This window comes from Stakelama marina (assembly GCF_018122655.1).
Taxonomy (GTDB): domain Bacteria; phylum Pseudomonadota; class Alphaproteobacteria; order Sphingomonadales; family Sphingomonadaceae; genus Sphingomonas; species Sphingomonas marina.
This window is the reverse complement of the sequence record NZ_JAGRQC010000005.1, coordinates 56,651-77,713: the sequence shown is the minus strand read 5'-3', so window position 1 is coordinate 77,713 and position 21,063 is coordinate 56,651. Positions and strand designations below refer to the sequence as shown.

The window sequence follows — 21,063 nt, the reverse complement described above, 5'->3', positions numbered from 1 at the left end:
AATGTTGAACTCTGCTCATGGATGCTGCTTTACCAAGATATTTCATAATCACGCCTAGCTCCGACGATCGCTACCCCACACGACACCGCAACGAATATTATTGCCGATATATGCAGTTGCGCGAATGGTGCGCTTGCGCCGCCTTTGAGCGCATCAAGGCGCCATTTTAAATCCGACCGGCCTGCCATTCGGCCACAACTCATTTAATCTTTCTGCTGACCTCGTTGAGGGGAACGACGGTGTGGAATCGTACCATGGATTGAGGGGAAAGCGGGGGACCGTCTCTCATGTCAATTACGTCGGGGTCAGCCAAAGAGATAAGGACCAGTCGCCACCGGACCGGTCCAGGCGATGCCGGCATCGTCGTGCACGAAGCTGTGGGCGTCAAACCGTACATCCACTCGCACACCGCATTGCGCGGTATAGCTGCATTGCTCGTATTCTTCTACCATTTCGAGCTCATACGCGTATTCCGGATACCGCTTGGATCCGCAACGCCGATCATCGCACGCGGCTATGTCTGGGTGGACCTGTTCTTCATTCTGAGCGGATTCGTCATCGCGCTTACTTATCAAGGCTTTCTTGCGTCACCGTCAAAGCCATCGGTCACCGCCTTTGCCGTGGCCCGAATCGCACGGATACTTCCGCTTCACATTCTGGCGCTCGCCTATCTGGCGGCGCTCATGGTCGGCACCTCGTTTTTAGGACCGTTGCTGGGGGGAGGACGCTTCTGGAAACCGCTGACGACGCTCGATTTTCGTCACTTTCTCGAACAGCTTTCTCTCCTGCAGATCTGGGACGCGAAGGCAGCGCTCAGCTGGAACATTCCATCCTGGTCGATCAGCGCGGAAATGCATGTATATCTGATCTTCCCGCTTCTGGCCTTCGCGCTCGCGCGTGCCCCGCTGCGTAGCATCGTAGTTTTGTCTGTCACGTCGGTGTCGATCTACCTTGTGATCCTTAACACGAGGCCCTCGCTCGATATCCTGACACCCTTTGCGCTTCTTCGCTGCTTTGCCGGCTTCGCGCTTGGTGTCGTTCTCTACCGGGCGCATGTGCGACGACCGCTGCGCGCCAGACCGTGGATGGGATTAGCCCAGTGCGGCGCGCTGATCCTGATGTTCGCCATTTTCTTGTCCGGTTTTCACGATGTTTTTCTCATCCCGGCTTTCGCGACACTGATCTACGCCACCGCCTCGGACGCTGGGCCGATTGGAGCAATAGCGAGGACGCGTGCGGCACAGCGCTTGGGCACCATGTCCTATGCTCTTTATCTGCTCAACTTCCCCGTGCTGATGACCGCCGAGCTTCTATGGCCTCATCTATCGGGCCTGACCGATAGCCATCCCGCGAACACCGCGAAGCTTGTATGGGCGGTCGTCCTGACGGCGATCATCCTCGCGCTTGCAGCATTGAGCCACGAGTATGTCGAACAACCAATGCGCCGGATGATCGTGCGAAAATTCACGCCGAGCTAGACGGGATTGAGATCACGATTTGCGTCGACCTCCGAGCTTCGCTGCCAACCACCACCCCAGCGCGACAAAGCCGCCAAGGACAATATCGCTCCACGGGGAGGGCAATAGGAAGAAGCTCAGGCCTGCCGCGATCACGTATACCAGTTCGGCGGCGATCCCAACCCACCAGCGCTGTGGTCGCACGGCACCGGTTCCCCATCGCGTCCCGCTCAGTGCTGATGATCGTGACCATCCCCGCCATGCGCTTCGCCCGCCGGTTTGGTGTTCGCGCCTTCGTCTTCCTTCATCATTTCATCGTGGTCGGCCGGCGCATTGGCCACGATCGCTTTATATTGTGCAGGGGTCATGTTGGACAGACGATCGACAAACGCGACCATGTCCCAGATCAGGTCGTCGCTATGCGTCTTGCCCCAGGCCGGCATCGCCGTCAGCTTGACGCCGTGCTTGATCATCCAGAATTTCTGCGCATCCGAATGATGGGCATGCTCCGCCAACTCGGGCGCCTGCGGGTACAGGCCCTGGCTCAGCTCAGTCGGCTCCATGCCCGGCGCCAGATGGCAGCCGGTGCACATTTCGTCATAGAGTCCCGCGCCGCGCGACACACGTTCTGCGCTGGCGAGATCGGCGGGCGGTTTGATGCCGCGCGCATGGACCGCGATCGACCGGTCGCGGATCGTGTCGAGCAGCGAATAGACGGCGCGGGTATGCGGAGCGTCGGCGCCGATATTGTAGACGCCCGTATAGATCAGCACAGCCGCGAAGATCGTAATCGCGATCGCGGCTACGACAATGAACGAGACGCTAGGCAAATGTTTGCGATGATCGAAATTTCGGATTGCGGCCACGGATTCGGTCTCCCCTACTAGTCGTGCCTCTCGCGAGGCCTCAATTCTATTACGTCACCTTGCGGCGTTTTCCCCTCATCCAAGAGGATATTTCCGTGACGGCAGGTGGGCGTGGATCAAAATGCTGCCAGCACCAATCCGGCAAAAATTCCTATACCGGTCACCCCGGCCGCACCTGTCGCCAACGCGACACCGCTCCATCCGCCGAGTATCCCAGCATTGCCTCCCCGCTCGCCGAAATACATTCGCGCGAGAACCCGAAGATAGTAGAAGAGCGATATCACGGTATTCGCAACCGCGATCGCGGCGAGCCAGGCATAGCCGGCCGCGATGGCCGTCTTGAACAGCAACAACTTGCCGACGAAACCGGCGAGCGGCGGAATACCGACGAGGGAGAGCAGCGCAAGCGTCAGCGCCGCCGCGGTCCAGGGTCGCCGACCGGGCAAACCCGCATAATCCTCGATCGCGGTGCGTCCGCGCAGGTGGATCACCGCGCCGAACGCGGTCAGGTTCGCCGCCGCATACCCTGCCAGGAATAGCAGCAGCGCCGCCGTGGCATCGGGCACGAGCCCGACGATCGTCACCGCCATCAGCGCATAGCCAGATTGCGACACCGAAGACCAGCCGAGCAATCGCCGCACGTCCGATTGCCATAGCGCGGCGAGATTGCCGAGCGTCATCGTCGCTACCGCCAGCGCGGCGACCAACGGCCGGACGCCGGCGTCGATGCCGCCGAACAGCGTCACCAGCCGCGCGAGCGCGATGGCGCCGCCGATCTTGGGCGCGATCGTCAGGAACGCCGCGACCGGCGCCGGCGCACCCTCGGCGACATCGGGCATCCAGCTATGCACGGGCACCGCCCCGAGTTTGAACGCCACGCCGACGACTGTCAGCGCGAAACCGACCAGCAGCAGCGGCGATGGCGCCGTTGTGCCTAGCGCCGCCGCCATGGCGGCATAGCTCGAATCGCCGAGCAGGCCGAACAGCAACGCCACGCCCACCATCAGCACGGCATTGGCGAGCGCGCCGATCAGGAAATATTTCATTCCCGCCTCGACCGACAGCGCCCAGTCGCGGTGATAGGCGGCGAGCGTATAGCCGGTCACCGAGGACAGCAGGATTCCCATGACGAGCTGCAACAGGTCGGTCGCACCGGCGAGGATCATCGCGCCCAGCGCCGACAGCAGGAGCAGCGCATAATATTCGCCCTCGCGGCGATCAGTTCGGAACCAGCCGATGCTCATCATGGTGACCGCGAGCGTGACGGCGAGGATCAGGAGTCGCGCCCAGATCGACGCCGGGTCAATCACCCATAGTCCCGAGAATGTCCCGCGCGCCGGTGTGCCCAGTTGCATGGCGACCAGCGCCAGCGCCACCAACCCGCCCGCCAGCGCGACAAACGCGCACAGCCGCTGCCGCGCGCGCGGCAGGAACGTAGCGAGCAGAACGATCGCGACGGCGCTCAGGACGAGCGCGATTTCGGGGGCGATGTCGCCAACCGGCACGTCAGCGCTCCGCGACGATCGGGGTGCTGCCCAAACCGATCAGCGCGAGCAGCGGTCGCGGATAGACGCCGATCGCCAGCACGAGCCCAAGCAGAACGGAGAGGATTGCGGTTTCGGTGCGGCCGAGATCGGCAAAGTCCTGACGCTCTTTTGACAGGTCACCGAAAAAGAGCCGGCGAAGCATGTTCAGGAACAAGGCGGCCGTGATGAGCACGCCCAGCAAACCGATCGCCGCGATCCACGGCCAGGTGGCGAAGGTTCCGGCAAAAATCTGGAACTCGGCGACGAAGCCAGCAAGCGCGGGCAGGCCCAGGCTGGCGAAGGCGGCGACGATGGTCAGCGCCGTCATCCTAGGCGCCACGCCGGCCAGGCCGCCATAATGGTCGAGATCATAGTCGCGCGTGCGCTGCCAGAACGCGCCCGCGATCAGGAACAAAGAGCCGGTGATGAGGCCGTGTGCGACCATCTCGACCACCGCGCCGTCGAGCGCGATTCGGCGCGCGGCGGCATCGCCGCTCGCCAACGCGCCGGCAGCCGCGATCCCGAGCACGGTATAGCCCATGTGATTGACCGAGGTGTAGGCGATTCGGCGCTTCAGATCACGCTGCGCCAGCGCGACGAACGCGCCCCACAGGATGGAGATGAGCGCGAGGATCGCCAGCGGCAGCGCGTAGGCGGCAACGGTCTCGCGCATCATCGACAGCGGAATGCGCACCAGCCCATAGGTGCCCATTTTGAGGAGCACGCCGGCGAGGATCGCCGAGACCGGCCCCGGCGCGTTGACATGCGCGGGCGGAAGCCAGGTATGGACGGGAAAGAGCGGCGTCTTGATCGCGAAACCGAACACGAACCCGAACAGGATCAGCGAACTCCGCGGATCGACGCCGCCGAGCGGCTGACGCGCGATCAACGTGCGCATGTCGAAGCTGAGAGGCCCCCCGCCCGACAGCGCCAGCCCGATGATCGCCAGCAGGATCGCGAGCGAGCCGAGCAGCGTATAGATGAAGAATTTGGTCGCGGCTGCCTGCGCCTCGCCGTGACCCCAGCGCCCGATCAGGAAATACATGCCGACCAGACTCAGGTCGAAGAAGACGTAGAACAGGATCAGGTCGAGGACGAGGAATACGCCGAGCGAGACGCCGAGCAGGAAGAGCATCCAGGCGTAATAATGCCTTGGCTCGCGATCGAGACGGATCGGCCAGGCGATCGCCGCGACGAACAAGAGCGCGCTCATCAGGGCGATCGCGATGGCAACGCCGTCGACGCCCACCCGCCAGGCGATGCCGAGCGCCGGAATCCACGGCCATTCGGCGGTCGCGACGAACGCCGGCTGCGCACCGCCGCCGAAGAACCGCGCCGCGACAACCGCCAGCAATATGAGCGGCACGGCCGCTACTCCAATGGCGATGCCGCGCGATGCCCGCGCGCCAAGCGAGGGAATCATGAACAGCGCGAGCGCGGCGGCAAGCGGCAGCAGGATCGCGATCGTCAGCATGTCACCTCCACAAGAACAGCAACAGGAGCATCCCTGCTCCTCCACCCGCGATGAGCAGATAATAATGGTGCGAGAGTCCGGTCTGGAGCTTCATCGATTTCAGGCCGGTCATCGACACCGCGCGCGCGCTGCCGTGCGGCAGCAGGTCGGCAAGCCGCTCGCCGACATTGTCGCCGAGGCGCGCGATGACGCCCGCCAGACGAGACGTCCAGGCGACGCCCCAATCGATCAGGCGGTCGTCGACGCCCGCGAGGCTTTCGGCGAAGCGAACGGCCGGGCGTACAACAAGCCGGTCGATCAGTAACGGCAGCCCGAACCATTCGGCGATCCATCCCGGAAACTCGATCCGTACCCCCCGGACGCCGACCACCAGTCCTGTCACCACGAATGCGAGCGACAACAGCAAGCCGGTGCCGCTCCGTTCGGGAAAATCCGCCGCCAGCAGCCGCGCCGTCGCCGCTTCGACGCCCGGCAGCCACAACAGCGACAATGCCAGCGTTGCCACCGCGAACAGCCCAAGCCCAACGCGCTCGGCGGCCCGCGGCGAGGTGAGCTGGTGTTTTTCCCCCAAACCAAAGCCGAGCGTAACAAAGCGTGCCGCATAGGCCGCGCTCAACCCCCCGGCAAGGATGACGGCAAGCGCGAGCGGCAATCCTTGCCGGGCCTCGGCGGCACTGACGATCGCATCCTTCGTCCAGCCCCCGCCGAGCGGCGGCAATCCGGCCAGCGCCAGTCCGGCGATGAGCGCGACCGCCGCGGTCCAGGGCACGGCGCGTCCGACGCGCATCCGGCGCAAATCGTAGCTGCCGACCGCATGTTCGGCCACACCGGCGGACAGGAACAGCGGTGCCTTGAATGCGGCATGGGCGACGAGGTGGAGAACGGCGACACCCGGAAATCCCGCGCCGACCGCGACGAACATCAGCCCGAAATGCGCCGAGGTCGACGCCGCCAGGAGCTTCTTGGCGTGGAACTGTGCGAACCCAACGATCCCTCCGGCGAGCGCGGTGGCGAGGCCGATCGCCATCGTTGCCGGGCCGAACCAGGCGACCTCGTGAAGCGGTTCCCACAGTCGCGCGAGCAGGAACGCGCCTGCCGCCACCATCGTCGCGGCATGAAGCAGGGCCGACACCGAGGTCGGGCCGGCCATCGCCCGGAACAGCCAGGGCGCGAAGGGCACCTGCCCCGATTTCGCGGCTGCAGACAAGAGCAGGCCCGCCGCGACCACGCCAAGCGCCGGGCCATGCATGACCGCGAGCGAGGAGAAGGCAAAGCCCCCGGTCGCGGCGAAACATGCCATCCCGGCCAGGAACAGGCCGAGATCGCCGAAGCGCGTCACGACGAAGGCGTCATTGGCCGACGCGGGCACGTCCGCGTCGCGCCAGCGATGCCCGATCAGCGCCCAGGAACAGGCGCCGACCAGTTCCCAGCCGAGGAGCAGCGTGACGAAATCGCCGGCGACGACGAGCAACTCCATCGCGCCGGCAAAGGCAACCATAAGTGCCACCAACCGGCGCAATCCGCGCTCCGCCTCATGCGCGGCGGCATAGAGCACGACTGCCAGCGCAACCCCCGGAACGAGGATCGCGACAATGGACGAAAGCGGCGTCAGCATCGCGATCAAGCGGAGCGGCCCGCCCCATTCGAGCGCCGCGTTCCAGCCTTGCGTCGCAGCGAGAACCGAAAGGGCGAGGGTCGCCGCGAGGACCGCGACCCCCGCGGCGCCGAGCCCTATCCGCCGTTCGGAAGGCCAGGCGAAGATCGCGGCGGCGCCGATGATCGGCACGAGGACGGGCAGCCACAACATCAGTGCTTCATCGTCTCCAGTCCCTCGGTCGTGTCGGCTTGGCGCTTCCGGTAGACGGCAGTGACGAGTGCGAAGCCGACCGCCATCTCGATCGCCATCACCGCCATCACCACGATCGCGAGCAATTGCCCGCGCGGCGGGCCGCCAAGACCCAGCGACCAGAATCCGACCGCGATCAGCAGCACCCCGTTGAGGATCAGTTCGAGCCCCATCATCAGCATGACGAACGATTGCTGCGACAACGCGCCGTACAGCCCGATGCCGATCAGCGCGGCGGCCACGAGCAGGATCGCGGTCAAGGTCATCCGCCATGCTCCGCATGGTGCGAATGATCGCTATCTCGCTCCGGCGCCCGGCCGGCGGGCTTGCCGCCGGGTTCGAGGCCCGGCGGGCGTGATCCCTCATCGGCGGCACCAAACCGCCCCGACCGGCTCGACAGCACCACCGTCGCCACCATCGTCGCCAGGAGCGTGATCCCCGCGGTCTCGAAAATCAGCATCGACCCGCCGAGCAGTTCGGTTCCGAGGTCGCGAATCACCGGCTTGCCGGCGGCGACCGCGTGATGGGGCAGATCGGTCAGGAGAGCCGCCGCGCCCAACCCGGCAAAGGCCGCCACGCCGGCACCGATCGATACCTTATGCTGATGCACCATCATCATCGGGTTGAGGCCGGCCGGGTTCATCATGAACATGACCATGAACAGCGCCATGACCATCATCTCGACGGCCATCATGAAGATCGTCGCGATGCCGAGATAGGGCGCGGACAGGAGCAGCAGGATCGCCGCGACGCAGAAGAAGGAGAGCATCAGCGCGAATGAGGCGCGGACCATCGAATCGGTGCGAAACACACGCCACGCGGTCCAAACGGCGCCTGCCGAAAACAGCCAAAAGGCGATATCGCTGAGGGTCATCGCATTGCCTCCAGTCCCGCCCAGACAAGATCGACGAAAGACAGCGGCAACAACACCGTCCACAGCCAGGTGAGCATCCGCGCCGGCGGCACGCGCGCCACCAGATGCGTGATCGCGACCAGCATGAGCATGACCAGAGCGGTCTTCAACACGAGCCACGCGGGGCCGGGCAATACGGGTCCGAGATACCCACCGAGAAAGACCGTCGCCGCCATCGCGGAAAAGGCGGTCAGCATCGCGAGCTTGGCTCCGCGCCACAGAAGCCGCTGCACCCCCGCGACCTCGGCTTGGGTGCCACCGACGAGATCCGCTGAGTCACCATAGTTGAACGGTCCGCGCAAGGTGATCGACAGGCCGAGCAGCAGAAACAGAGGCAATCCGAGCGGCTGCCGGACGGCGTTGATGAGCACCCGCTGCGATTCGACGACGGCAGAAACTCCCAATGATTGAGCAGGCAGCGCCGTGCCGATCAGGACGAACATGCTGATCAGCATCGCCGGCAGGCCAATCGCGACATAACGATATCCGCCGATGAGCGGCAACGGCGCATTGGCCGACCAGCCATTCAGAAAGACCACCACGACGACAAGCGCCTCGCAGGCGCCCCACAGCACGAGCCCGGTCGCAATATCCGTAACCGCGACGCCCGGCGCAAAGGGAACGACCGACAAACCGGCGGCCGCAAGCACCAGATAGCAGGCCGGCGCGAGCAGATGATTGAGTGTGTCGGGATGCTCGGTCTCGATCGCCTGGCGCGAAAGCATCAGAGCAGTGCGACGGAACGGCGCCGCAAGAGCGGTCCGTACCGGACGGCCCGCCACAGCGGCCTCGGCAACAGCGTCGACCGTCGCACCGAACCAGACGCCGGCGGCAAGCAGCAGGAGCACGGCGATGAGCGCGGTCATATCCCATGTCCTTCGCGTTGCTCGGCCGAACCTTCGCTGTCCTCTTCCTGCTCCATCTCGCGCGGCGCGAGCGCCACGAGATCGCGATGCGAGAAGCTATTGATAACAAGCAGCGCCTCGTTCCATTCGAGTCCCGGCAGGAGATCGACGAGTCGGCCGCCGGGACCGGCAATCGACGACGCTTCTGCATCGCCCAGCGCCGCGACCATTCGCGTGAATCTTGCACGTGCATCGTCGCCTGCGAGCCTGCCCAGTCCCTTCGGAATGGCACGCATGGCGCAACTCGCGCCGATCCATCGTTTCAAACCGTTGACCGCGTCTCGATCCTCGACCGGCACCGCCTCGCATCGGCGCGCCAATGCGTCGAGCTCCAGAAGGCGCAGCATGCGTCCCACGGTCATCGACCGGCACGCGCCCGCGGCGTCCTCGCCCGGATCGAGCGGAGGGCGAACGACACGCGCCGACTGAATGACATCGCCCTGCAGCGTCAGCTCGAGGGCAAGGCCCGGTGGAAGGCTCGGGTAAAAGGGGCCGATCGTGAACGTGAAGCTGTCGAGCGCCAGCCCGTCGCGCAGATCGTCGGCGGTCATCGCCATCGGTCGGCCATAGGGGGTTCCGCCCATCATGCCCTTGCCGCCCTGCCCATGATCCCCTTCGCCCTGCCACGGATTGGGAGGGTCATCGGGCAACCAATCGGGTTCGGATTCGCGGACGCGCGCCAGAAGTGCGGCGAATGCGCTGCGGAGCAACGGCCCCGGATCGTCGGTCGCGGACACCTCGATTGCCGACCCGGCCTCGGCGAACGGGCGCGCGCCCCACCACGCGGTCGCGCGCGGATGCGGCATCTGGTCGTGCAAGCGGCGGAGCGCATCGCGATCTTCGTCGCGGGGTTCGCCGGCGACGATGAGGATCGCAGCCTCGCGAATGTTCGTGACCACCGCGACATCAACGCTCGCAGCGAGGTTTCGGCACGATGCAAGCCAACCCTGCCCTGTCGCCACGAACACGGGAACCGGCGCTCGCGCCGCCATCCGGGCAAGCGCCGTCATTGCCACCGGAAAATACCCTCGCGCCAGCCATAGACGATACCGACCGACAGGATGGCGAGAAACATGCCCATCTCGACCATCGCCTTCATCCCCTCGGCGACGAAGACGACCGCCCAGGGATACATGAACATCATCTCCATCTCGAACGCGATGAAGAGCAGCGTCATCGAATAATAGCGGACGTGATAGCGCTGCCAGGCGTGGACGGTCTGATCGCCGCCGCCGAGAAAGGGCGCCCTCTGCGGCCATGATGTCGGCCAAGAACTAGGTGAGGCCAACTGGCCAAGCAGCGCCATCGCGAAAATCAGGGCCACCAAGGAAGCGAAATAGAGCAGCTTCTATCTCCGACATCGATACCTGCAGCCTCAAACGTCACGCAGGCTAGATGTTCCCCGGAATCAAGCGAATCCGAGGGGTTGTCCTATTTGTTACGCGCCGGAACCCATCCGCCCCTCGATCTTTTTCAATCCCAAAACAGGGAGAAAGAATGATGGGATTTCTCGACTGGGTGGCGCATGTCTTGCCATTCATGGCGTCGCCGGCCTTTGCGATCAGCTGGTACGCGATCGGAGTTATCGGCGCGGTTGCGATCGCGATAGACGCGAACACTGCCAACAGCGCACTCAATCCACCGCTGAAGGTCGCCTGGCCGATCATCGTCTTTTTCTTCTCGCTGGTTGGCGTCGCCCTCTATCTCGTGACATCGCGGCCTGGCGACATCGGACGCGTCCAAGGACGCAAGGCAAAGATGGAGCGCTTCACGCAATATTCGAAACCGACGTGGCGCAAGGTGGTCGCATCCGCCACGCATTGCGTCGGCGGCGACGGCATGGGGATCATGACGGCAATGGTCTTTGCCCGCGTCGAAGGCTTCAGCTTCTGGGGTGAGTTCTGGTTCGAATATCTCATCGGCTATCTGCTTGGCTGGTTCATCTTCCAGACCTGGGCGATGCGCATGCACGACAATGGCTGGTTCGAGTCGATTTGGAAGGGCGGCCGTGCGGAATTCTTCTCCATGATCACCGTGATGCTGGGGATGGGGCTGGTCATGCGCTTTATCACGCCAGCAACGGTCGGTGCTCAGCCGCTGCCCGATACCTACGCCTTCTGGACCTTCGGCGCCTTGGGGCTGATGGTTGGCTTCATCTTCACGTACCCGATGAACTATTGGCTGGTCGCGATCGGCTGGAAACACGGCCAGGGACATGAAGACATGCTGAAAAAGATGAACAAGGACGAACGCGACGGGCGCCGCGGGCAAGAAGCTCGCACCAGCAAACAATAATCAAACAATAATATTGAGGAATTCGACCATGATCCGCATTGCGCCCCACACAATTCTTGCGTTGTCGGTTCTATCGGCAGGTGCCTTGCCGACCTCACTTCCGGCTGCTTCGCAAGTCGCGCAGCTGGCAGATGCACGCTCTCCTCGTCCTTTGGTCAAGGGCCTTGCAAAGGACTTTCAAAAGGCAGCAACGGCGCTGCGGAGCCCGTCACGCCGGCACGAGGCAATGAAGACGCTTGACGACGCCCGCAGGCTCGGACGCGTCATGCGCGACGAACTGGGACCTGCGGGTGAGGCTGCCTACAAATTCGTGGAATCGGCGCGTCATGCGGTCCAGACAGGGCGTCCGGACGAGGCAGCTCGAATTCTCGAGACCGGCGCTGGACGCTTGACGACGCTGCCCTTCCCCAACCGGTTCGACTCCGTCGATCGCACCAATGTCGGAACGCGTGTTATTGATGCCGAGGGACGGAAACTTGGCCGGATTTCGGCAATCGACGCGGCTGCAGGCAAAGCGACCCTGAAGATCGGCGGCGTGGTGGACCTGTTCGGATTTCTCGATGCCGGCAACCGAACCGTTACCGTGTCAAACTCCGACCTTGCCGCCGGCAAAATGTACGCCGCCTATCTTGGGTCAGAAAGCTCGCTTCCTCGCTGACGACGTCGAATGTCCACGATCGTCGACCAATATTGCTCGGGGTTGAAACCCACTCGGCCAATTCCGATTATACCCTACAGGGGTATCTTGAGTACCACACTATGCGCAGTGCCGTTGTGAACCGCTTGCGGCGAATAGAAGGACAGGTCCGCGGCCTCGCGCAGATGGTCGAGGACGATCGCTACTGCCTCGACATTCTCTATCAGGTGCAGGCGGTGAAAGCCGCGCTCGCCAAGGTCGAAAACGCGGTCTTGAAGGATCATGCCGCACACTGCGTCGCCGATGCCATCCGGTCGGGCGATCCGGCGGAGCAGCAGGTTAAGTTCGGCGAACTGGTCGAACTGTTCGAAAAGGTGAAACGATGAACGACATGAGCACCGCGCCGAACACGCGCGACAGGGCCGCCACCGTATACCGGATGGTGATGGACAAGCATGTCTGTCCCTTCGGGTTGAAGACGCTGCATCTGCTCAAAAGCCAGGGGTACAAGGTCGAAGATCATCCCCTGACCACGCGCGAGGAAACCGACGCGTTCAAGGAAAAGAACGGCGTGAAGACGACACCGCAGACATTTATCGGCGGTGAACGCGTCGGCGGCTATGACGATCTGCGGCGCTTCTTCGGCAAGCCGGTGAAGGACCCGAGCGCGACCAGCTACAAGCCGGTGATCGCGATCTTCGGCATGGGCGCGGCGATGGCGCTGGCGGTCAATTGGCTGCTGACGGGTGCGCTACTGAGCGTGATGACGGCCGAGCTGTTCATCGCCATCTCGATGTGTCTGCTCGCGATGCAGAAGCTGCAGGATGTTGACGGCTTCGCGACCATGTTTCTTGGCTACGACCTGCTCGCCAAACGCTGGGTGCCCTATGCCTATCTCTACCCGTTCGGCGAGGGGCTGGCCGGCGCGCTGATGATCGCGCACGCGCTGAACTGGCTGTCGGTGCCGATCGCCTTGTTCATCGGCGGCGTGGGCGCGATTTCGGTGTTTTACGCCGTCTACATCCAGAAGCGCGAGCTAAAGTGCGCTTGCGTAGGCGGTGGATCGAACGTGCCGCTCGGCTTCGTCTCACTGACCGAAAATGTGATGATGTTCGCGATGGGACTGTGGATGCTTGTCGTTGGTTGATATTGGCCGGTCAGTTCCGACGACCGCATCGATCAGCCCGAATGCGCTTGCGCCGAGCACGATCGGCGAGAAACCCGCTGCCGCACTTATCAGGCTATCCCTTTTCACTACGAACATCGCTGTCCCAAGCCGACCGCGGCCGCCGAGGCAATAACCAGATCCCCAGTTTCCCCCAACTGGGATTAGAGCCCGGCGATTGCCTCGCGCATCAGCGCATCTGAAGCAATGGGCTGCGTAGCGGAGCCCGAAGAGCGTAAACACCGCCCAAAGTCGCCATGCCAAAGCACCGTGCCAGATCCTAAAATAGAGAACCCTCGCCCGTACGCCAGCGGTAGGATTAAAACGTCGTCATCAGGACACCCCTTTGCGCCCAGGTATTTTCATCCACGCCGCAATTGAGCACAATATGACGCCCAATCCTCCATAAGGAGGCGTCGCTTCTCCAGCGCGCGCCCGCGTCTGTAAGCTCGCTCAGTCTTTGATTCGATGGCGTGCGCAAGCGCCATTTCGACTACTTCGCGGGGGAAATCCGTCCGCTCTCCAGCCCAGTCTCGAAACGTCGATCGGAAGCCGTGTACAGTCACGTTTCGACACTTCATCCGACGAAGAACCATCGACATCGCCATGTTTGACAGTTTGTGGCCATCTGTATTGGTGAAAATCCGATCGCTGGCCGAGCGTGATTCTTTCGCCAAACAGTTCAGCAAGCTTAAGGCCACTTCACTCAGAGGCACCTGATGTTCGCGACCCGCTTTCATTCGTTCTCCTGGAACTGTCCAGATAGCGGCACGCAGATCCACTTCACCCCAAGTCGCGTCGAGAACCTCGCCAGAGCGTGCAGCGGTCAAAATCGTAAATTCGAGCGCCCGTGCAGCGATCGCGGGCCTCCTCCGCAATTCGCCCATGAAAGCAGCTAGTTCAATAAAGGGTAGTGCTGCATGATGCTCAACCGACACCTTAGGCCGTCGCGGCAACAGAAGATCGAGATGCCCACGCCAGCGCGCCGGATTTTCTCCGCTCCGATGACCTTTGGCCTTCGCTGCATCGAGCACGCGCTCAATGCGGCCACGAACGCGCGAAGCGGTTTCAGGCAGTTCCAACCAAATCGGTCGCAGAACTTCGACGACATCTTCTGTCTGGATCTCATCAACGGGTTTGGAGAACAGTCGCGCCGCATGCGTACGTAGCGTCGACCGCCACTGCTTACGATGCTTTTCGTTTCGAAAACCGGATTCAATATCGTCAATCAGTGCTTCGGTGAATGGTCCGAACAAAACTGTCGTAGTTGCGGCGATCGACTTCGATTCTCGCCGTTCTTCGATAGGATCGCGGCCTTCCAGAAAGAGCTGCCGAGCTTCAAGTGCTTTGGCGCGCGCTTGTCCGAGGGAGACATCGAGAAGGGATCCGAGTCCCATTTCCCGGCGCTTTCCATTGATCATACAGATAAAAAGCCATGACCGACTACCGGTCCTTCTGACCCGCAGATAGAGTCCTCCGCCATCCGAATAGACACCCGGCTTCGTCAGACCGGCAATCTGGCGAACGTGAAGCTTTCCGCGAGCATGCATCCTGAGAACCTCGAATAAGGTATGCGGCACATATTCGGAAAAAGCTAGTCATAAAAGTGGTCATAAAAATATCTACGGTCTGGGACGAACGATCGCGACCGACCGCGGATAATTCACCCGCATAAAGCGCCGTTTTTCAGCGGTTTTTGTTAATTGCGGCGGTTCGTCAAAGCTCGCCGAAGACCGGCGGCTGGCGGAGACGGAGGGATTCGAACCCTCGGTACCAGTAATCCCGGTACGGCGGTTTAGCAAACCGCTGGTTTCAGCCACTCACCCACGTCTCCGCATGGCAGCCGGAAGCGGCGCTATAGCCATGCATCGTCGCCCGATCAACCGCGCTTTTCATCGCCGCTCGGCGTAAATCGGACTCGGGTCGTCGTCCGTTCATTGCGCCGCAAGCCGGCTTTCGCATATTGAACGGCAAGTTTGCGTCATCGGGGAGGGAATTTTGCGCAAGGCATGGCTAATCGGACTGCTTGCGGTCTTCGCAGCGGCGGCTCCGGCAACCGCGCAGGTGCGCACGGTCGATCCCAACAACGTCATCGACGGCGATCTGGCGACGCAGCAGAACGGGCAGTCGGAAACCACGCCAACGACCCCCTACACACCGCAATCGACGACGCCGTACACTCCGCCGGCTTCCGATCCCTACACGTCTGCGGACAATCAGACGGCTGCGCCGTCGCAGCCGACCGAGCAGGCCGACCCTTACGCACCCGCGCCACAAAATGAGAGCCAGAACCAACCGGCTCCGGCCGCGCCGCAGCAATCCTATCCGACAAATCCAACCGGGCCGACGCCTGGAGAGACGACACAAAGCGCCGACACCTACAAGCGCGACGACCTGATCGGCGCGGCCGAAGGCGTATTCGGCAAGGGCGCCGCCGGGCTGGCCGAAATCATCCAGAAGATCCTTTCGGATCAGGGTGAACCCAACGCCTATATCGCCGGGCGCGAGGCTTCGGGTGCCTTCATCTTCGGCCTGCGCTACGGCTCCGGCATCATGCACCACCGCATCGAAGGCGAACGACCCGTCTATTGGACCGGCCCGTCGGTTGGTTTCGACGTCGGCGGCGACGCGGCCAAGGTCTTCGTCCTCGTGTACAATCTCTACGACACGCAGGAGCTCTACAAGCGATTCCCGCAGGCCGAAGGCCGGGTTTATTTCGTCGGCGGCTTTTCGGCGAGCTATCTGCGCAGCGGCAATGTCGTCCTCATCCCCGTGCGGATGGGCGTCGGCTGGCGGCTCGGCGCGAATATCGGATATATGAAGTTCACCGAAAAGCAGCGCTGGCTACCTTTCTGACACGCAAAACTTTTACCTTCGGCGAAATCGGCAATTCTTCTTTGGCGTCGGCGGCCCGTCCGGTGTAGCGGGCCGCAATGGCCGCATCATCAGCATCCTCCTCCGCGCCGCTTCGCGGCGTCGCGCACGGCATGGGCGCCTATCTGCTCTGGGGGCTGATGCCGCTCTATTTCAAGACGCTGGCGTCGGTGATGCCGACCGAAATCGTCGCGCACCGCATTCTCTGGGCGCTGCTTCTGGTCATCACGCTGGTTGCGTGGCGGCGCTCGCTCGCGGCGTGGATCGGCTATCTGAAAACGCCTGCCGTGCTGCGGCTGATGATGGCCAGCGCAGCCCTTATTGCGATCAACTGGCTGGCATATATCTGGGCAGTCAATCACGACCACGTCGTCGCCGCGAGCCTTGGCTACTTCCTCAATCCGCTGGTCAATGTGCTGCTCGGAATGCTCGTCTTTCACGAGCGGCTCGACCGGCTGCAATGGCTTGCCGTGGCACTAGCCGCCAGCGGCGTCGCGACCATGGCCTGGGCAGCCCCCGGGGGTTTGTGGATCAGCCTGACGCTTGCATGCAGCTTCGGTTTCTATGGCATGGTCCGCAAACTGGCGCCGATCGGCCCGCTCGAAGGGTTGGCGAGCGAAACGCTGCTGCTCAGCCCCATCGCCTTGCTCTATCTCATCTGGCTCGGCGCCCATGGCTCGCTGGCGTTCGGCAGCAGCCCCGGGATCGACGCGCTGCTGATCTTCAGCGCGGTCACGACCGCACTCCCGTTGCTGCTCTTCGCGTCGGCCGCGCGCCAGCTAAGGTATGCGACGCTGGGGCTACTCCAATATATCGCACCCACGCTGCAATTCGTGCTCGGCGTCTTCGTCTTCGGAGAGGCATTCACGGTACGCATGGCGGCCAGCTTCGGGCTGATCTGGATCGGCCTCGCGGTCTTCACCGGCAATGCGCTCGCCAACCACCGCCGCGCCCGGCGAGAACGCGCCTGATCAGCCGAACGCCGTCGCTTCGAAACGCATCGGCTCGCCCTCGGCCCGATCGGCGAGATCGCCCTGCCACATCACGCGCCGCCCGCGGATGATCGTCCCGACCGGCATGCCGGTCAGCTCGCGTCCCGTGAACGGCGACCAGCCCGCGCGCGACGCAAGCCAGCTTTCCTCAATCGTCCAGCGCCGCTTCAGGTCGACGACGGTGAAATCGGCGTCATAGCCGGTCACGATCCGGCCCTTGCGGACGATACCGAAGATTCGCTGCGCGCCTGCACTCGTCAGGTCGATCAGCCGTTCAAGCGTCATTCGGCCATTCGCCACATGATCGAGCAGCAGCGGAAGCAGCGTCTGCACGCCCGGCATACCGCTCGGCGACTGCGGATAGGGCTTCGCCTTTTCCTCGCGCGTGTGCGGCGCATGGTCCGATCCGATCACGTCGGGCACACCCTGGTTGAGCCAGTACCACAACCCCTCGCGATGTGCTGCTGAACGGATCGGCGGGTTCATCTGCGCATAGGTGCCGACCGCCGGGTAGGCCTCCTCGGCAGCGAGCGTCAGATGCTGCGGCGTTACTTCGCAGGTCGCGATGTCCTTGTGCTGCGACAGCAGCTCCAGTTCGGCAGGCGTGGTGACGTGGAGTACGTGGATACGCCGCTTCGCCTCTCGTGCGAGCTTCAGGATGCGCCGTGTCGCGAGCATCGCGCTTTCATCGTCGCGCCATACCGGATGCGATGACGGGTCGCCTTCGCGGCGTTCGCCGGCGCGCGAATTCATCCGGTCCTCGTCCTCGGCATGAATCGCTACCCGGCGGTGTCCGGAGGCGAGGACTCGCGCCAGCTCCGAGTCCTCGGAAACCAGCAGATCGCCGGTCGATGCACCCATGAAGATCTTGACGCCGCATGTTCCCGGCAGCTTTTCCAGCTCGACAAGCGCATCGGCATTGGCCGATGTCGCGCCGACATAAAAGGCATGGTCGCACCACATCCGCCCCTTGGCGCGCGACAACTTGTCCGCAATCGCCGCCTCGCTGTCGGTATTCGGCTTGGTGTTCGGCATCTCGAATACCGCGGTCACGCCGCCCATCACCGCGGCCCGGCTGCCGGTTGCCAGGTCTTCCTTGTGCTCAAGCCCCGGCTCGCGGAAATGAACCTGGGTGTCGATAACGCCCGGCAGGATATCCAGGCCGGTGCAATCGAGCGTCTCGCCCGCATCCCCCGTCGCGCCAATCTCCGCGATGCGTCCGTCGCGCACCCCGATATCGGCGACCACGGGTCCACCGGGAAGGTGGACTGTTCCACCCGTCAGCTTGAGATCGAATCCTGCCACGTTCAGCCCTTTCATCGTCGGTCCCCGCGTCCTACCTGTTGCGGATGACCGATACCACCCCGGGAACTTGGCTTGCCGACCGCGCACTGCTCCGCGTGAGCGGAGAAGGTGTCCGCGACTTTCTTCAGGGACTGGTGACGCAGGACGTGCTGGGCCTTTCACCCGAGGCACCACGCTGGTCAGGGCTGCTGACCGCGCAGGGAAAGGCGCTATTCGACTTCATCCTCTGGGACGATGGCGATGCGGTTCTGATCGATTGCGAGGCCGCGCAGCGCGAAGCGCTCGCACGCCGACTCTCGCTGTATCGGCTCCGCCGTCCGGTCACAATCGAAGCAATCGAGGGATCGGTGCACTGGTCACGCACCAGCGGGCATGGCTTTCCCGATCCGCGTCTGGGTACACTCGGTTACCGGTGGCTGTCGGATGGTCGCGGGGACGAAGCAACTGACTGGCTGGAACACCGACTTCGCCTCGGCGTGACCGAGGGTGTGGCCGAACTCGGAAGCGACAAAACGCTCTGGCTCGAATGCAATGCACGCGAACTGAACGGCGTGCGCTTCGACAAGGGGTGCTTCATCGGTCAGGAAAATACCGCCAGGATGCACTATCGCTCCAAGGTAAACCGCAGACTCGTCGTCGCACCTTTGGGCGAAGCGGGCCCACGGACCCGGACCAGCTATCCCGAAATCGGCTTGATGGTCGAACATCGTCGGGTCGAGGATTTGGGGGATGCCTTCATACCCGATTGGCTGGCGGCAGCCCTGAGCTGAAGACTGCTGGTCGGTCCCGGATCGACATCTCGTCGAGTCCCGTCCAGCGACCAGATCGCTCGCCCGCCTCAGCCTATTTTCACGATCAGCGCGCTGGTTGACCGCAGTCGTTGGCCGAAGACAGTTTCTGTTGCCAACCCCGACATGAAGCACTGGCTAAAGGCTGGCGTTCACATGCCGATCGTTGCGCCGCCCCTATAGCCGCGTCGGACAGGCGGACGCACCCATAAAAAAGGGAGGCCGGATCGCCGGCCTCCCTCAATTTCAATCCCGAAGGATCGGTGCTTACATGCCCGAACCCGGACCGTAGGTGATTTCCACCCGGCGGTTCTGGAGTTCGCGAACACCGTCGGCGGTCTGAACCCGAAGGTTGTTTTCGCCGAAGCCCTGCGTCGTCATGACGCTGTCGGGAATACCGTGCTGCGCCATATAGTCCCGGACGGACTGGGCGCGACGCTCGGAAAGACCCTGGTTGTAGGTCTTGGGACCCGAGGTGTCGGTGTAACCCGCCAGCATGACCTGCGCATTGCCGCAGTTCTGGTATGCCGAGATCGCGTTGTCGAGGATGCTCGCAGCCTCGGGAGTGATGTTCGACTTATCCCATTCGAAGAACACGATATACGGTCCCGGGGTGCATGCGACCGGCTCCGGAGCGGGCGCAGGCGCAGGGGCCGGCGGCGGCGGAGGCGGCGGGGGTGGCGGCGGCGGGGGCGGCGGCGGCGGAGGCGTCGGCGCACCGAAGTTGTAGGTCAGACCGCCCAGCAGGCTGTGCGAACGGAATCGACCATCGAACTGACGGCCGGTCACGTCGACCAGCTTGACATTGTCCGCGTTGAAGAAACGATACTTCAGGGTAGCGTCGAGATGGTCGGTCAGCGGCGCACGAACGCCTGCCAGTGCCTGCCACGCGAACACTGTGTCCGAGTCGTCGAGGAACGGGCCACGATTGTTCAACCGGTACTGATCGGCCTTGATACGGGCCACACCGGCACCACCGCCGACAAAACCCTGGATACCGTCATCGGGGCCAAAGTCGAGCAGTCCGTTGACCATGAAGCTAAGCGCCGACGTCTTGCCACCAGCATAATCAAATACACCGGCATTGGCAGAACCCAGCGTTCCAGCCGGCGTGTAATAAGGCGTCGTGGTGGTCGAGCTATAGCTGTCAACCGTCGCCTGACGATATCCGACCTCGGCTTCAAGGCGGAACGCCCCGAAATCATAACCGATATGGCCATCGACATCCCAGCCATAGTTACTGTCGACCGTACCGGTTCCTGCCGAACCGATATCGTAATTAATGTCTTCGACGATCGTTGCGCCACCGTCCGCGCCCACATACCACGAATTATCGCGGGCGAGGGCGGGAGTGCTGAGCGCGGTGGTAGCAAGCGCCAAAGTAACGGCAAGCTTCCGCATCTTAATCCCCTTTCAAAACGTCCTACGGACAGCCCCAACTCCCTACATAAAGCTTAGTTTCCCTGCAAGCGCACAAATTCCCCTAGTGTTGCTGGAATAACACAGCTTTATCCCTCCGCGATCAATCCGTGTGTCCGCAACGCGACGAGTATGTCACCGATCACAGCTCGCGCCTCGGCGTCCTCGTTGCTGCCCGGCGCCGGCTCGGCGATCGCAGGGCGCTGCTGGCCGACCACCTGGTTGCCGCCGATCACAACGCGCGCAGCCGCCAAATCACCCGCAATCCAGCCGTCACCATCAAACCGTACCGCGAACCCGTCGGCCAGCGACCAGCACCGCATTCCTGCACGCCCCGCCGCGAAGCGCCATCCGCCCGGCGTCCAGCATGCAAGTGCCCCCGCATGCGCCGCCCAGGCTCCGTTCGGCGCGGCTCCGACGATCCAGCACTGCCCTGGCTGTGGAGAGGCTGGCGGATCGTCCACGCCCACCGCCTCGACGCTCGCCTGCACCAGCATGTCGAGCAGCGTCAGCGCCTCGTTGTGCGAAACCTCTTTCTGCGCCTTTCCCGCGCGCAGCATCGGCAATGCCAGCCGGTCGGTCTGGTCCTCACTCATTTCAC

21 protein-coding genes and 1 tRNA gene are annotated in these 21,063 nt (G+C 63.0%); 8 read left to right on the top strand and 14 right to left on the bottom strand.

From position 1 onward, the window contains the following. Positions 1 to 365: 365 nt before the first annotated feature. Positions 366 to 1,478: an acyltransferase family protein gene (locus J7S20_RS15595; protein WP_284055171.1), complete on the top strand. Its 1,113-nt coding sequence runs from the start codon at positions 366 to 368 to the stop codon at positions 1,476 to 1,478. A 209-nt stretch (positions 1,479 to 1,687) separates the two neighbouring features. On the opposite strand, the gene J7S20_RS15590 is transcribed toward J7S20_RS15595, so the two are convergent. From J7S20_RS15590 to J7S20_RS15550, 9 genes are all read right to left on the bottom strand, one after another. After that, positions 1,688 to 2,323 carry a c-type cytochrome gene (locus J7S20_RS15590; RefSeq protein ID WP_284055170.1) on the bottom strand — a complete coding sequence of 212 codons (636 nt, stop codon included), beginning with the start codon at positions 2,321 to 2,323 and terminating at the stop codon, positions 1,688 to 1,690. Positions 2,324 to 2,439: 116 nt separating this feature from the next. Beyond that, the gene (locus J7S20_RS15585; RefSeq protein WP_284055169.1) at positions 2,440 to 3,828 is read right to left on the bottom strand and encodes an NADH-quinone oxidoreductase subunit N; all 1,389 of its coding nucleotides are present in this window, start codon (positions 3,826 to 3,828) and stop codon (positions 2,440 to 2,442) included. Between the two features lies 1 nt (position 3,829). Further along, a complete protein-coding gene (locus tag J7S20_RS15580; RefSeq protein WP_284055168.1) occupies positions 3,830 to 5,323 on the bottom strand; it encodes a complex I subunit 4 family protein in 1,494 nt (497 codons plus the stop codon). Between the two features lies 1 nt (position 5,324). Continuing rightward, on the bottom strand, positions 5,325 to 7,130 hold the full coding sequence (locus tag J7S20_RS15575; protein WP_284055167.1) for an NADH-quinone oxidoreductase subunit 5 family protein: 1,806 nt from the start codon (positions 7,128 to 7,130) through the stop codon (positions 5,325 to 5,327). Continuing rightward, on the bottom strand, positions 7,130 to 7,435 hold the full coding sequence (gene nuoK / locus J7S20_RS15570; protein WP_133494304.1) for an NADH-quinone oxidoreductase subunit NuoK: 306 nt from the start codon (positions 7,433 to 7,435) through the stop codon (positions 7,130 to 7,132). The genes J7S20_RS15575 and nuoK overlap by 1 nt, the downstream gene beginning before the upstream one ends. Next, positions 7,432 to 8,043 (bottom strand): NADH-quinone oxidoreductase subunit J family protein, encoded by a 612-nt coding sequence (locus J7S20_RS15565; RefSeq protein WP_133494305.1) that lies wholly within the window; start codon positions 8,041 to 8,043, stop codon positions 7,432 to 7,434. Before J7S20_RS15565 ends, nuoK begins: the two co-directional genes overlap by 4 nt. Next, entirely contained in the window at positions 8,040 to 8,948 is a 909-nt protein-coding gene (locus J7S20_RS15560; protein WP_284055166.1) for an NADH-quinone oxidoreductase subunit H, read from the bottom strand. The genes J7S20_RS15565 and J7S20_RS15560 overlap by 4 nt, the downstream gene beginning before the upstream one ends. Beyond that, entirely contained in the window at positions 8,945 to 10,003 is a 1,059-nt protein-coding gene (locus J7S20_RS15555) for a hypothetical protein (protein WP_284055165.1), read from the bottom strand. Before J7S20_RS15555 ends, J7S20_RS15560 begins: the two co-directional genes overlap by 4 nt. Continuing rightward, the gene (locus J7S20_RS15550; protein WP_284055164.1) at positions 9,994 to 10,311 is read right to left on the bottom strand and encodes an NADH-quinone oxidoreductase subunit A; all 318 of its coding nucleotides are present in this window, start codon (positions 10,309 to 10,311) and stop codon (positions 9,994 to 9,996) included. Before J7S20_RS15550 ends, J7S20_RS15555 begins: the two co-directional genes overlap by 10 nt. A gap of 71 nt (positions 10,312 to 10,382) precedes the next feature. Here J7S20_RS15550 and J7S20_RS15545 point away from each other — a divergent pair, with 71 nt between their 5' ends. From J7S20_RS15545 to J7S20_RS15530, 4 genes are all read left to right on the top strand, one after another. Further along, positions 10,383 to 11,282, top strand: a complete 900-nt coding sequence (locus J7S20_RS15545; protein WP_284055163.1) for a DUF4396 domain-containing protein — start codon at positions 10,383 to 10,385, stop codon at positions 11,280 to 11,282. Positions 11,283 to 11,310: 28 nt separating this feature from the next. Beyond that, positions 11,311 to 11,940, top strand: coding sequence for a hypothetical protein (locus J7S20_RS15540; RefSeq protein WP_133494309.1), 630 nt, complete (start codon positions 11,311 to 11,313; stop codon positions 11,938 to 11,940). A gap of 101 nt (positions 11,941 to 12,041) precedes the next feature. After that, positions 12,042 to 12,305 carry a metal-sensitive transcriptional regulator gene (locus J7S20_RS15535; protein WP_133494310.1) on the top strand — a complete coding sequence of 88 codons (264 nt, stop codon included), beginning with the start codon at positions 12,042 to 12,044 and terminating at the stop codon, positions 12,303 to 12,305. Then, positions 12,302 to 13,066: a MauE/DoxX family redox-associated membrane protein gene (locus J7S20_RS15530; RefSeq protein ID WP_425326415.1), complete on the top strand. Its 765-nt coding sequence runs from the start codon at positions 12,302 to 12,304 to the stop codon at positions 13,064 to 13,066. Before J7S20_RS15535 ends, J7S20_RS15530 begins: the two co-directional genes overlap by 4 nt. 380 nt (positions 13,067 to 13,446) lie before the next feature. On the opposite strand, the gene J7S20_RS15525 is transcribed toward J7S20_RS15530, so the two are convergent. Beyond that, positions 13,447 to 14,634: a tyrosine-type recombinase/integrase gene (locus tag J7S20_RS15525; protein WP_133494311.1), complete on the bottom strand. Its 1,188-nt coding sequence runs from the start codon at positions 14,632 to 14,634 to the stop codon at positions 13,447 to 13,449. A gap of 191 nt (positions 14,635 to 14,825) precedes the next feature. Beyond that, positions 14,826 to 14,918: transfer RNA gene (locus J7S20_RS15520), tRNA-Ser, on the bottom strand. Between the two features lie 161 nt (positions 14,919 to 15,079). Here J7S20_RS15520 and J7S20_RS15515 point away from each other — a divergent pair. Together J7S20_RS15515 and rarD are read left to right on the top strand one after the other, a co-directional pair. Then, positions 15,080 to 15,940, top strand: coding sequence for a DUF1134 domain-containing protein (locus tag J7S20_RS15515; protein WP_430980961.1), 861 nt, complete (start codon positions 15,080 to 15,082; stop codon positions 15,938 to 15,940). Between the two features lie 77 nt (positions 15,941 to 16,017). Beyond that, on the top strand, positions 16,018 to 16,929 hold the full coding sequence (gene rarD, locus J7S20_RS15510; protein ID WP_284055161.1) for an EamA family transporter RarD: 912 nt from the start codon (positions 16,018 to 16,020) through the stop codon (positions 16,927 to 16,929). Here the strand turns inward: rarD and J7S20_RS15505 are convergent, their stop codons facing one another. Then, positions 16,930 to 18,270 (bottom strand): dihydroorotase, encoded by a 1,341-nt coding sequence (locus J7S20_RS15505; RefSeq protein WP_284055160.1) that lies wholly within the window; start codon positions 18,268 to 18,270, stop codon positions 16,930 to 16,932. A gap of 29 nt (positions 18,271 to 18,299) precedes the next feature. On the opposite strand from J7S20_RS15505, the gene ygfZ reads away from it, so the two are divergent. After that, positions 18,300 to 19,025: a CAF17-like 4Fe-4S cluster assembly/insertion protein YgfZ gene (gene ygfZ, locus J7S20_RS15500; protein ID WP_284055159.1), complete on the top strand. Its 726-nt coding sequence runs from the start codon at positions 18,300 to 18,302 to the stop codon at positions 19,023 to 19,025. Positions 19,026 to 19,310: 285 nt separating this feature from the next. Here the strand turns inward: ygfZ and J7S20_RS15495 are convergent, their stop codons facing one another. Next, a complete protein-coding gene (locus J7S20_RS15495; protein WP_284055158.1) occupies positions 19,311 to 20,444 on the bottom strand; it encodes an OmpA family protein in 1,134 nt (377 codons plus the stop codon). 107 nt (positions 20,445 to 20,551) lie between these two features. Further along, positions 20,552 to 21,058 (bottom strand): DUF2793 domain-containing protein, encoded by a 507-nt coding sequence (locus J7S20_RS15490; RefSeq protein WP_284055157.1) that lies wholly within the window; start codon positions 21,056 to 21,058, stop codon positions 20,552 to 20,554. Positions 21,059 to 21,063: the final 5 nt, after the last annotated feature.